The organism is Frondihabitans sp. PhB161, from assembly GCF_003814635.1.
Classification (GTDB): Bacteria; Actinomycetota; Actinomycetes; order Actinomycetales; family Microbacteriaceae; genus Frondihabitans.
Map to the genome: position 1 here is coordinate 1,745,744 of NZ_RKQW01000001.1, position 12,293 is coordinate 1,758,036.

A 12,293-nucleotide genomic window follows, 5' to 3' on the forward strand; every position below is an offset into this window, starting at 1 on the left:
GATGGCGCTGCCCCCGCTTCCCGACGAGGCCATCGTGCTCGGGTCGCTCGCGCCCGACTGGCGTTCCGCCGTCGCGGTCGCCGGGGCCGCTCTCACGTCGTCCGGGGCCGCGCGTCCGGGCTATTCCGATGAGATGATCCGCATGATCGACGAGCACGGCCCATACGTCGTGATCGCCCCCGGCCTCGCCCTCGCGCACGCCCGCCCCGACGATCAGGTGATCAGCGACGGCCTCGCCGTCGTCACCCTGGCCTCGCCGGTCTCGTTCGGGCACCCGCACAACGACCCGGTGCGCGTTATCGTCGGCCTCGCGGTCGAATCGGTCGGCGGCCACCTCGACCTCATCGCCGACATCGCCAACGTCTTCAACGACCAGAGCCGGATCGGCGCCCTCGCCGACGCGACCCGGGCCGACGATGTACGGGCGATCATGGGTGTTGGTGCGGGGTCTGGTTCGTCTTCGGGTGGCTCTGCTCCGGGCTCCTCTTCGGGTGGTTCTGCTTCGGGTTCGCCTTCTGAGGGTGGCTCGTGAAGATCGTCACGATCTGCGGTGTCGGCATCGGGTCCAGCGGAATCCTGAAGGTCAATGCCGAGCGCGTGCTCGCCAAGCTCGACATCGAGGCCGACGTCGTCGCGGCCGACCTGGCAAGCGTTCGGTCTGTCGCCGACGACGCGCAGGTGATCCTGACGTCGGCTGAGTTCGTCGACGCGATCGGGCCGACCTTCGCCGACGTGATCGTGATCGTCAACCACTTCGACCTCGCCGAGCTCACCGAGAAGCTGGAGCGCGCTCTGGGCTGAGCCCGGCCTTCTGCTGTGCGCCGCGGGGTGCTCCGCTTCGGGGTGCGGGGTGCTCCGCTTCGGGGTTCAGTGCTGCTCTGCGGGGTGCGGCGACGCGGGGTGCCGTGCCTCGGCCTCTCGCCCGGTGAGGTGACGCGAATCGGCCAACGTGCCAGCGCCGCGGCGCGCGAGGTTGGCCAATTCACGTCAGGTCGCGGGGTTGCGTGGCAAAGCGACGCGGTTCGGCCAAAGCGAGGTGGCGCGCCGCGTCAGTTTGGCCGAACCGCGTCGGGTCGCTGATCCAGGCGACCGCGCCCGCGCCCGCCGCCGCGCCCGAGACCGCGCCCGCGATCAGCGCAGCAGCTCGCGCACCCCGGAGTCGAGGGCGGCGACCACGGAGTCGGCCGCGGCGCGACGCTCGGCCGCATCACCCGCCGTGCTCCACGCGTCGATGTAGACCTTGAGCTTGGGTTCGGTGCCGCTCGGACGCACGATGACGCGCGACCCGTCGTGTGACTCGTCGCCTGCCAGCCAGAAGCGGAGGATGTCGCCGGGCGGGAACTGCTCGAAACCGTGGGCGAAGTCGTCGAGCCGGTCGACCGGATACCCGCCGATCGTCGTCGGGGGCGCGGCTCGGAGCGCAGAGGTGATGCGGGGGATCTCGGCGAGGTCGCTGACGCGCAACGACACCTGGGACGACGCGAATGCGCCGAAGGTGGCGTCGAAGGCGCCGAGATGCTCCGCGAGACTCGACCCGGAGGCGTGCAGCTCCGTCGCGAGAGCGAGGATGTCGAGTGCCGCCGAGATGCCGTCTTTGTCACGGACCTTGGCTGGATCGACGAGGTAACCGAGGGCCTCTTCGTAACCGTAGATGAGCCCGTCGACGCGCGAGACCCATTTGAAGCCCGTCAGGGTATCGACTGACTCGAGGCCGTATGCGGCGGCGACTGTGCGAAGAGCGGGGGAGGAGACGATCGACGCCGCCAGCGCACCGGTCGAATCACCCGCTGACTTGGCGCGTTCGGCCGCACGCCACCCCAGGATCGCTCCGACCTCGTTGCCGGTGAGACGACGCCAGCCGTCGCCGAACGGGTCGGGGATGGCGACGGCAAGCCGATCGGCGTCGGGGTCGTTGGCGAGGATCAGGTCGGCCTCGACACGATCGGCGGTGGCGTACGAGAGGTCGAGAGCGCCGGGCTCTTCGGGGTTCGGGAAGGCGACCGTGGGGAAGGCCGCATCGGGTGCGACCTGCTCGGCGACGGGAATGGGCTCGGGGAAGCCCGCGGTGGCGATCGTGCGGCGAGCCACCTCCCACCCCACGCCGTGCATCGCCGTGTAGACGACTCGAGGCGCTGCAGCAGCCACGGCAAGCGAAGCCGAGCGCCCGGCGACGGCTGCGGTGAGCCTGACGTAGTCGGCGACGATGTCGTCGCCGGCGATCACGTATTCGTCGGAACGAGGCAGGTCGAGCACGGAGCCGGTGGCTGCCCGCTCGATTGCGGAGGCGATCTCGGCGTCGACGGGGCTGACGATCTGCGAGCCCTGATCGGCGCCGCCGAGGTAGACCTTGTAGCCATTGTCGCGCGGCGGGTTGTGGCTGGCGGTGACCATCACGCCGGCTGAGACGTCGAGGTGGCGCACGGCGAAGGCCAGCACGGGGGTGGGGAGTGCCCGCGGGAGGAGGGTCGCGCGCACGCCGGCGGCGGTCATGATCTCGGCGGTATCGCGGGCGAAGACGTCGCTGTTGGTGCGGCCGTCGTAGCCGATCACGATGCTGGGGGAGGCAGAAGTGGCATCCGACGCTGCCCGGTCGACGAGGAACGCAGCAAACCCGGCGGCGGCCTGAGCGACGAGCACGCGGTTCATCCGCTTGGAGCCGGCTCCGAGTTCGCCTCGCAGGCCTGCCGTGCCGAACTCGAGCCGGCCATCAAACCTGTCGGCCAGGTCGGCGTGGGCTTCCGCAGCCACTTCGGCATCGTCGCCGTCGAACCGAGCGAGCAACTCAGACAGCTCGGCGCGCGTCTCGGCGTCGGGGTCTTGTGCCAACCAGGCTGATGCGGCGGCGCGAAGAGTATTCGCGTCGCTCACAGTGCCGCCACCACCCGCGCAAGCAGCTGGCTGATCGCACCCTCGGCGTCTTTGCCGGCCTGGAGTACCTCTTCGTGGGCGAGGGGCGTCTTCTGGATGCCGGCCGCGAGGTTGGTGATCAGCGAGAAGCCGAGGATCTCCATGCCGGCCTGGCGTGCTGCGATGGCCTCGAGGCTCGTGGACATGCCGACGATGTGGCCTCCGATTGCCTTGGCCATCTGCACCTCGGCCGGCGTCTCGTAGTGCGGGCCTCGGAACTGCGTGTACACGCCTTCGTCGAGGCTGGGGTCAACTGAGCGTGCCACGTCTCGGAGTCGCTTCGAGTAGAGGTCGGTGAGGTCGATGAACGTGGCACCCTCGAGCGGCGAGTCGGCCGTGAGGTTGATGTGGTCGCTGATGAGCACGGGCTGCCCGGGCTTCCAGGTCTCGCGGATGCCCCCGGCCCCGTTGGTCAGAACCATGATCTTCGCGCCTGTCGCGGCGGCGGTGCGCACGCTGTGGACGACGCGTCGCACGCCGTGGCCTTCGTAGTAGTGCGTGCGCGCACCGATGATCAGCGCATGACGGCCATCGGCCAGGCGGATGCTGCGCAGCGACCCGGAGTGGCCGACGACGGCCGAGGCACCGAAACCAGTGATCTCGGTCGCGGGAATCTCGGCCACGGTCTCGCCGATCAGCTCGGCGGCGCGACCCCATCCGCTCCCGAGCGTGAGTGCGATGTCGTGACTTGCCACGCCGGTGGCCTCCGCAATCTCGGCGGCGGCCGTGGCTGCGACCTCGAACGGGTCGGTCGACGGATCGTCGAGGGGGTTCGCGGGGCTGCCGAGTGAGGGGCTGGAGGTCGAAGACATGCGAACAACTCTAGGGGCGACGGAGGGCGGTCGGGGGCACTCTCCACAGGGTGGCGCGGGAGCGCAGGATCCGGGCGGCCTCTGCCGGATCCTGCGTCTTCGTCTCCACAGACAAGGATCCGGCCCCACCTCTGCACAGATCGCCGCCGCCCGCGCCCCGGCCGCTGCCGACCCGCCACCCTCGTGGGATGGACACTGTGCAAGCGACAGTCCGCCGACTTGGCGGCCTCGTTCCGGCCAAGCTGCTACTCGAAGCGGGGGCGAGCCCGCGAGATCTTCAGCAGGCGGTGGCGACTCAGACACTTCTTCGCGTCCGGCGGGGTTTCTACGCCGTACCGGAGACTCCCGCCGTGGCCCTGACTGCGGTTCGGGTCGGAGGTCGGCTGTCGGGGTTGAGTGCCACCGATTCTCACGGGCTCTGGGGCGGTTGGAGTGAGCCCGTCCACGTCAGCGTGCTGCCGAATGCGAGCAGACTCCGCACTGTCTCCGTTCCCTTGGGCCGTCACCCGGGCACCTGCCTCGTGGACGATCGATGGCACCGGCCGGTCCTCCTGCACTGGGACGACGATCATCGCGACGCCGACCAGTGCTGGCGGGTCGGCCTGCCCCGTGCGGTGGCGCAGGTGATGCGCTGGCATGACACAGAGACGGCGGTCGCATGCCTCGACACGGTGCGCTCGCTTCGTGGTGTCGGCGAGGTCGCATTGCAGCGACTCGCCGACGGCATCCCGCGCCTGGAAGCCCTCGTCAGGGCGAGTCGGCCCGGCATGGGATCAGGAGTCGAGTCGATCACACGGCAGAGGCTGACGGCCCAGGGCGTCGAACTCGAGGCGCAGGCCGACATCCCGTTCGTGGGGACCGTCGACTTTCGCGTCGTCGGTACGGCCGTGCTCATTGAAGTCGATGGATTCGAGTTCCACAGGTCGAAAGCGCAGTTCGACGAGGATCGGCGGCGCGACGCCGTGGCTGTCTCGCGCGGCTGGATCCCGCTGCGGTTCAGCGCCGACCAGGTGCGCGATCGCTGGCAGTGGGTGCAGGGCACCGTGTTGGCGACGGTGGCTCGAGCGCGGCTGTGAGTGACGGGTCGGCTCGTTCCAGACGCCCGAGCCTGAATTCAGGTGTGGGCGAGCGCGGTCGGTGGCCTGAATTCAGGAGTGGAGGATCCTGGCGCCTGCAATCAGGAGCGTCCAAGGGGCCGACTCCTGCGTAATACGCTCAGCGCGTCCCCACTCCTGAGTGGGGAGACGACGCACCTGAATTCAGGAGCGAAGCGTTGAATTCAAGAGTGCGCCGTGTGAATTCAGGCAAGCAACGCGATCGGCGGCAGGTAGGCAGAGCACACAACAGTGAGTGCTGACATGAGCGCACGCCGCACACGCGAAAGGAGCCAAGCAGGCAGCTAGCCCAGCTAGTCGCCGATCGACAGCAGCACGTGCCCCGCCGACACGGTGGTGCCGACGGCTGCATCGATGCCCGTGATGACGCCATCGCGGTGGGCCGCGACGGGCTGCTCCATCTTCATGGCCTCGAGCACGAGCACGAGGTCGCCCTTGACGACGGACTGGCCTTCGGTGACGGCGAGCTTCACGACGGTGGCCTGCATCGGAGCAACGACCGCGTTGCCGGTAGCAGCCGAGCCGGCGTTGCGGCCGGCACTGCGACCCGAGCGCGATCCACGCGGGGCCGGAGCGGAGGCACCGGCGCCGGCGGCACCGGAGCGCGAGCCGAGAGTCGCGGGGAGCGTCACCTCGATGCGCTTGCCACCGACCTCGACCACGACGGTGGAGCGGGCCGCGGCGACGGAGGGCGCGGAGGCCCCACCCGACCACGGCTCGATGGTGTTGTCGAATTCGGTTTCGATCCAGCGGGTGTAGATCGAGAACGGCGTGCCGGGCTCGGGCGCGAACGCGGGGTCGTCGACGATCACGCGGTGGAACGGCAGCACGGTGGGGAGACCGGCGACCTCGAACTCGGCGAGAGCGCGGCGCGAGCGCTCGAGGGCGTCTTCGCGCGACGAACCCGTCACGATGAGCTTGGCGAGCAGCGAGTCGAACGATCCGGAGATCTCATCGCCCGCCTGCACGCCAGAGTCGACGCGAACGCCGGGGCCGCTGGGTGCCTTGAAGACGTGCACCGGGCCGGGTGCGGGCATGAAGCCGCGACCGGCGTCTTCGCCGTTGATGCGGAACTCGAAGGAGTGGCCGCGCGGCTCGGGGTCGGCGTAGTCGAGCGTGCCGCCCTCGGCGAGACGGAACTGCTCGCGCACCAGGTCGATGCCGGTGACCTCCTCCGAGACGGGGTGCTCGACCTGGAGGCGCGTGTTGACCTCGAGGAACGAGACGGTGCCGTCTTGGCCGATCAAGAACTCGCAGGTACCGGCGCCGACGTAGCCGACCTCGCGCAAGATCGCCTTCGAGGCGGTGTACAGCGCAGTGAGCTGGTCAGGGGAGAGGAACGGCGCGGGTGCCTCTTCGACCAGCTTCTGGTGACGACGCTGGAGCGAGCAGTCGCGGGTCGAGACGACGACGACGTTGCCCTCGGCATCGGCGAGGCACTGGGTCTCGACGTGGCGGGGCTTGTCGAGGTATTTCTCGACGAAGCACTCGCCGCGACCGAAGGCGGCGACGGCCTCGCGCACGGCCGAGTCGTACAGCTCAGGGATCTCTTCGCGGGTGCGAGCGACCTTGAGGCCGCGACCGCCGCCGCCGAAGGCCGCCTTGATCGCAACGGGAAGGCCGTGGGTGTCGACGAAGTCGAGCACCTCGTCGGAGCCGGTGACGGGGTTGAGGGTGCCGGGGGCGAGCGGCGCTCCGACCTTCTCAGCGATGTGACGCGCCGAGACCTTGTCGCCGAGCTTCTCGATCGCGTCGGGCGACGGGCCGATCCACACGAGGCCGGCGTCAGTGACGGCTCGGGCGAAGTCGGCGTTCTCGGCCAGGAACCCGTAGCCCGGGTGGACGGCGTCGGCCCCCGAGCGGCGGGCGATCGACAGGATCTTGTCGATGACCAGGTACGTGTCGGCACTCGTGGTGCCGTCGAGCGAGTAGGCCTCGTCGGCGAGGCGGGCGTGGAGGGCGTCTCGGTCTTGGTCGGCGTAGACCGCGACGGACGCGATGGAGCTGTCTCGCGCGGCGCGGATGACCCGGACTGCGATCTCTCCACGGTTGGCAATGAGCACCTTGGTAATTCGCGGCATAAATCCCAAGCCTACGGCCCCGGGAGGTCGCTCCTTTGGTCGCCCCGCACAAAAAGCCCGATTGCGGACGGGCCGGATCCTACAATTTTGTGACGACCGGAGACCTCAGGATCCGGCGGCGGCGCCGCTCAGACCACCCTGAACGGCGTTCCACAGCTCGGGCCACTCGATGCCGAAGTGGTCGCGGAGGAGCTTTCGCAGCACCGGGATCGACAGGCCGACGACCGCGCTCGGCGTGCCCTCGATGTCGGTGATGAACGCCGAGGCCAGGCCGTCGATCGTGAATGCGCCGGCGACCTCGAGCGGCTCTCCGGACGCGATGTAGTGGGCGATCTCGGAGTCGGAGAGGTCGTCGGCGAAGGTGAGGTGGGCCGCTGCGGCGGCGGAGTGGCCAGCGTGCGGGCGCCCGCCGCGGTGGTCGATGAGGTGATGCCCGGAATGGAGAGTGCCCCGGCCGACGCGGGCCATCTGGCGCCAGCGGTCGGTTGCGACGAGAGGGTCGTGCGGCTTGCCGTAGACGGCGCCCTCGATCTCGAACGCCGAGTCGCCGCCGAGGATGAATCCGTCGATATCGGCGCCGTCGACCTGCGCCCCGATCACCGCCTCCGCTTTCGCGCGGGCCAGGAGTGAGACCGTCTCGACGGCGGTCAGCGGCCGGCCGAGGGTGGCCTCCTCGTGCGCCACCGCCTCGTCTTCGTCGACGCCGGGCGAGATGAGGAGGGGTTCGATTCCGGCAGCCCGCAGCAGGGCAAGGCGGGCGGGCGAGGTGCTGGCGAGATAGAGGCGCACGGGCATGCGTCAAGAGTGTCAGACCGATACGCCAGACTTGCTCCATGGGTGAAATGCTTGGAAAAGACGTCGAGCTCGACGTGACCGGAATCGCACACGGCGGAATCTCCGTCGCGCGCCTCGACGGTCGGGTCGTCTTCGTGACCGATGCGATCCCGGGCGAGCGGGTGCGCGCGCGCATCACCGAAGACCGCAAGAAGTCGTTCTGGCGAGCCGACACCGTCGAGGTGCTCGACGCTTCGCCGCACCGCCAGGAGCACGTCTGGGGCGCCGCCTCGGTCGATCGCGACCCATCGCAGCGTGCCGGCGGGGCCGAGTTCGGGCACATCGCCCTCGCCCACCAGCGCGAACTGAAGCGTCAGGTGCTGACCGACGCACTCTCGCGCATGGCGGGCATCGACTCCGACGTCGTCGTCGAGGGCGTTCCGGGCGACGACGAGGTCGGCGGAACCCGCTGGCGCACCCGCGTGCGGCTCCACGTCGACGAGTCCGGCCGCCCGGGGCCGTACGCGCAGCGCTCCCACACCGTCATCGCCGTCGACGATCTGCCGCTCGCCACCGCGGCCGTCGAAGAGGCCGCGCCCCTCGAGCAGCGCTTCGTGGGGGAGGAGCACGTCGACGTGCTCTCGCCGAGCGAGGGCGGGGCCCGTCTGATCATCGGCAAGCAGGCGCGCACCACCGTGGTGGAGCGCGTCGGCGAGCGCGAGTTCCGGCTCGACGACGGGGGGTTCTGGCAGGTGCACCACGGGGCCGCCCAGACCCTTACCGCGGCGGTACAAGATCTGATCGACCCGGCTCTGATGGATCCTCGAGCGATGAACCTCGACCTCTACGGCGGGGTCGGCCTTCTCGCCGCGGCGGTCGGCGATCGATTCGGCCAGGCTCTTCGCATCACAAGCGTCGAGAGCGACTCGCGAGCCACCGACCACGCGGCCGAAAATCTGCAGGAGTGGATCGGTGCATCGGCCGTCACCGGTCGGGTGGAGCGCTGGATCCGAGAGCTCACCTCGACCGCGAACCAGGGCGACCGCGAGCGGTTGCGTCAGGCGACCGTCGTGCTCGACCCGCCCCGATCGGGGGCTGGGAAGGATGTCGTGGGCCGGATAACCTCAGCGAGTCCCGCTCAGGTCGTCTACGTCGCCTGTGACCCCGTCGCCCTGGCGCGAGACATCGCCCTCTTCCAGGAGGGTGGTTACCACCTCGACGGCATTCGTGCCTTCGACCTGTTCCCCCACACGCACCACCTTGAAACCGTGGTGCGCCTGACCCGGTGAGCGACACCCATCCCGATAGAATCCGAGTGTGACGCTCGGTATCAGGGACCGAGCGCCCATCGAACGAAGGATTCTCGTGCCCGAAATCTTGCCCGAACCGACTGCATCCGGTACTCCGAAAACCACGGCCCCGGTGCGCGTCGCCATCGTCGACGACCACGAGTCGGTGCGGCTGGGTATCCAGGCGGCCTGCCAGAACGAGGGCTTCGACGTCATCCTCACCGCTGCGGGCGTGCAGGAGTTCGTCGACAACCTCGCGGGCCGCGAGGTCGACGTCGTGGTGCTCGACCTGTCGCTCGGCGACGGCTCGACCGTTACCGAGAACGTCAAGCGCGTGCAGGCCACCGGCTCCGCCGTCCTCGTGCACAGCATCGCCGACCGTGTCGCGTCCGTCCGCGAGGCGCTCGCCGCCGGGGCAGCCGGCGTCATTCCGAAGTCGTCCGCGACGAAGACCGTGATGGCCGCGGTCGCGACCGTCGCTCGCGGTGACGTGTTGAACAACCTCGAGTGGGCCAGCGCAATCGACGCCGACCGCGACTTCGCCAAGGCCCAGCTCGGGCGACGCGAACGCGAGATCCTCCACCTGTACGCGTCGGGTCTGCCGCTCAAGCTCGCCGCTCAGCAGCTCGGCATCGGCTACTCGACCGCCCGTGAATACCTCGACCGGATCCGTGTGAAGTACGTCGAGGTCGGGCGCCCCGCGCCGACCAAGGTCGACCTGCTTCGCCGCGCGGTCGAGGACGGCATTTTGCCCGGCCTCGATGCGGATGGCGGAGATGGCCGCTGACGGAGCCTCCTCCGCACCGACCTTCCGGCCGAGGTCGACCCGCAACCCGATCAGCGGTCCGCTGCTCGACAAGATCTTCGCGCGCCTCCTCGCCGCTCTCGGCCTCGTCTACGGGGCCCTCGCAATTCCCTACCTGCTCGATCAGCAGTCGAGTATGCAGCCCGCCTGGGCATGGATCATCTCGATCGCCCTCCTCGGTGGAATCGTCGCCGTCGGCATCACCAGCGTCTCGATGCGGGGCCTCGAGACAGCCGCCGCGTTCCTGGCCATCTCGTTTCTGGTCGCGCTGCTGACCTGGCCGCTGGCGGTCGACGATCCGGCTCGGGTGCTCGACGAGTCGCCGTGGCTCTATTACCTGATCACGGTCGCGACGGCGGCTGCCGCCATCGCGTTCACCCCCTGGGTGGCGACGGTCTATCTGCTGCTCACACCGCTCGTCTACGGGCTGGTCGAGCTCACGCCGTCGGGCGGGGGCCTCAAGCCGTTCTGGGCAGCCATCGATTCGATCTACTCGATCATTCTCGGCGGCGCCGTGCTCATTCTCATCACGCTCCTGCGGCAGGCCTCCGTCTCGGTCGACCGGGCGCAGAACATGGCCGTCAGCCGCTACTCAGGAGCCATTCGCGAGCACGCGATCGAGCTGGAGCGCGTCCAGGTCGACGCGATCGTGCACGACAGCGTGCTCACGACCTTTATCTCGGCGGCACGGTCGTTCTCGCCCGATGAGAAAGCCCTGGCCACGACGATGGCTCGCAACGCCATGTCGCACCTCACGACGGCCGCGAGCGTGACACCCTTCGACGAGTCGTCGACGAGCCTCACCTCGATGCGGGAGCGCCTCGAAGTGCTCGTCTCGAACCTTGGGGCCGAGGTCGAGGTCCGGTCGAAGGCGCTCGACGACCACGCCATTCCGGCGGCGGCCGCCGAGGCCATGTACTCGGCGGCGGTCCAGGCGGTGGTCAACAGCGTGCAGCACGCGGGCACGGTCGGCGTCTCTCGGTGGGTCTCCCTGCTCTGGACCGCCGAGCGCGTCTGCGTCGAGGTCGGCGACACCGGGTCGGGCTTCAACCCCGCGGCTGTTCCCGGTGAGCGGCTCGGGGTGCGCGTCTCGATCACCGAGCGTTTGGCGAACGCCGGCGGCTCGGCCGTTATTCAGACCGCCGCGGGCGAAGGAACGATCATTCGCCTTTCCTGGCCCCGCTCCGACGACTCCGAGCAGTCGACCGCTTCGCCCTCCGCACCCGCACCACTCAGCCCCGAGGAGCCCTCGTGAACGTCAAACTGCCCCGCTGGCTCCCCATCGGCCTCGCTGCCGTCTTCTCCGTCTATCACCTCCTTCTAGCGACGGTCTCGCTCGGTATTCCGAGAAACGCCGCGCCCGTCATCGTCTGCATGGCCCTCTACGCCGTCGCCACGGCGCTCGCGCTCATCCCGGTCAAGAAGCAGGGGCTCACAATGCCCGTGTGGATGGCCAGCGTCTGCCTCGCCGTCGCTGTGATCGTGCCCCTGGTCGTCGCTTCGCAGCTCGATCCGAACCACCCGGGTGGCACCGGCTACGCCACCTGGTACGTGGCTGCGGTGGGCACGCTCATGGTGATCGTCTCCACCCGGCGCCGGCACGGTTTCGCCTGGGCGGGGGTGGCTTTCCTCGCGGTTCACACTGTCGTGTGGAGCGGCACCCTCTCCGATCTCGCCGCATTCGGCGTCGTCGGCAGTGTCAGCTGGGTGGGCATCTCGCACGCGCTGCAGGCCACCCTCGCTCGTGCGGGTCGCGACACTCGCGAGTTCATCCGCGCCGAGCAGGAGGCCGCCGATTGGCAGGCCGCTCAAGAGGCGCACGTCAACGAGCGACAGTTCCGCCTCCTGCAGACCGGCCGGACCGCCAGGCCCATGCTCCAGCGCATCGTGGCCACCGGCGGCGACCTGACGCCCGAGGAACGCCAGGAGTGCCTCAACCTCGAGGGCGCCATTCGCGACGAGATCCGCGGGCGCAGGCTTCTCTCCGACGATGTCCGGCACGAGGTCATGGCTGCCCGACGCCGAGGCACGATCGTCAGCCTGCTCGACGAGGGCGGCATCGACGACGTCGAAGACGACGAGCTGGCGCGCGTCCATGCGGAGCTCGCGTCGGCGATCCGAGACGCGGCGGCCGACCGCCTCATCATCCGCACCGTGGCTCCGGGGAGCGAGTACGCGGTCACGGTGGTCGGGCTGAGCTCCGAAGACCTCGAATCGAGCGCTCTCGGCTCCTCGAACGCCGGCGATGACGACGAAGACGATGACGACGAAGACGAAGTGAGCCTGTGGCTGCAGATCCGCCGGTCGTCGGTCGAGGTGGAGCGCGCCGACGCGTAGAAGGCCGACACAGCGGGAGCGGGAGCTGCCGAGGCCGCAGCGGAAAAGCAGAAGGGCCGGATACCCAGTCCGGCCCTTCCTGTATTCCCGAATTCAGAGCGACAACCCGAATGACGCCCTGACTCGCCCCCGAACGAAGATCGGCCCGCTTACCCTAGTGAGCCGATGTCCGG

General features: G+C 69.2%; 11 protein-coding genes. 7 read left to right on the forward strand and 4 right to left on the reverse strand.

The annotated features are described in order from the left end of the window. The first annotated feature begins 1 nt into the window (after nucleotide 1). Nucleotides 2-532: a PTS sugar transporter subunit IIA gene (locus EDF39_RS08345; RefSeq protein ID WP_123942035.1), complete on the forward strand. Its 531-nt coding sequence runs from the start codon at nucleotides 2-4 to the stop codon at nucleotides 530-532. Then, nucleotides 529-801, forward strand: coding sequence for a PTS sugar transporter subunit IIB (locus EDF39_RS08350; protein WP_123942037.1), 273 nt, complete (start codon nucleotides 529-531; stop codon nucleotides 799-801). The genes EDF39_RS08345 and EDF39_RS08350 overlap by 4 nt, the downstream gene beginning before the upstream one ends. 330 nt (nucleotides 802-1,131) lie before the next feature. Here the strand turns inward: EDF39_RS08350 and EDF39_RS08355 are convergent, their stop codons facing one another. Then, a complete protein-coding gene (locus EDF39_RS08355; RefSeq protein ID WP_123942039.1) occupies nucleotides 1,132-2,868 on the reverse strand; it encodes a phospho-sugar mutase in 1,737 nt (578 codons plus the stop codon). Then, the gene (locus EDF39_RS08360; protein WP_123942041.1) at nucleotides 2,865-3,719 is read right to left on the reverse strand and encodes a purine-nucleoside phosphorylase; all 855 of its coding nucleotides are present in this window, start codon (nucleotides 3,717-3,719) and stop codon (nucleotides 2,865-2,867) included. Before EDF39_RS08360 ends, EDF39_RS08355 begins: the two co-directional genes overlap by 4 nt. A gap of 188 nt (nucleotides 3,720-3,907) precedes the next feature. On the opposite strand from EDF39_RS08360, the gene EDF39_RS08365 reads away from it, so the two are divergent. Next, nucleotides 3,908-4,795 (forward strand): DUF559 domain-containing protein, encoded by an 888-nt coding sequence (locus EDF39_RS08365; protein ID WP_123942043.1) that lies wholly within the window; start codon nucleotides 3,908-3,910, stop codon nucleotides 4,793-4,795. A gap of 332 nt (nucleotides 4,796-5,127) precedes the next feature. On the opposite strand, the gene EDF39_RS08370 is transcribed toward EDF39_RS08365, so the two are convergent. After that, complete coding sequence (locus tag EDF39_RS08370; RefSeq protein ID WP_123942045.1) at nucleotides 5,128-6,915, reverse strand: biotin carboxylase N-terminal domain-containing protein; 1,788 nt, start codon at nucleotides 6,913-6,915, stop codon at nucleotides 5,128-5,130. A 105-nt stretch (nucleotides 6,916-7,020) separates the two neighbouring features. Next, nucleotides 7,021-7,710: a nucleoside triphosphate pyrophosphatase gene (locus tag EDF39_RS08375; protein WP_123942047.1), complete on the reverse strand. Its 690-nt coding sequence runs from the start codon at nucleotides 7,708-7,710 to the stop codon at nucleotides 7,021-7,023. Nucleotides 7,711-7,748: 38 nt separating this feature from the next. Between EDF39_RS08375 and EDF39_RS08380 the strand changes: the two genes are divergently transcribed. The 4 genes from EDF39_RS08380 (at nucleotide 7,749) to EDF39_RS08395 (ending at nucleotide 12,120) form a co-directional block, all read left to right on the forward strand. Then, nucleotides 7,749-8,978 (forward strand): class I SAM-dependent RNA methyltransferase, encoded by a 1,230-nt coding sequence (locus EDF39_RS08380; RefSeq protein ID WP_055959461.1) that lies wholly within the window; start codon nucleotides 7,749-7,751, stop codon nucleotides 8,976-8,978. A gap of 85 nt (nucleotides 8,979-9,063) precedes the next feature. After that, entirely contained in the window at nucleotides 9,064-9,765 is a 702-nt protein-coding gene (locus tag EDF39_RS08385; RefSeq protein WP_055962098.1) for a response regulator transcription factor, read from the forward strand. Beyond that, the gene (locus tag EDF39_RS08390) at nucleotides 9,755-11,038 is read left to right on the forward strand and encodes a sensor histidine kinase (protein WP_123942049.1); all 1,284 of its coding nucleotides are present in this window, start codon (nucleotides 9,755-9,757) and stop codon (nucleotides 11,036-11,038) included. The genes EDF39_RS08385 and EDF39_RS08390 overlap by 11 nt, the downstream gene beginning before the upstream one ends. Beyond that, nucleotides 11,035-12,120, forward strand: a complete 1,086-nt coding sequence (locus tag EDF39_RS08395; protein ID WP_123942050.1) for a hypothetical protein — start codon at nucleotides 11,035-11,037, stop codon at nucleotides 12,118-12,120. The genes EDF39_RS08390 and EDF39_RS08395 overlap by 4 nt, the downstream gene beginning before the upstream one ends. Nucleotides 12,121-12,293 lie beyond the last annotated feature (173 nt).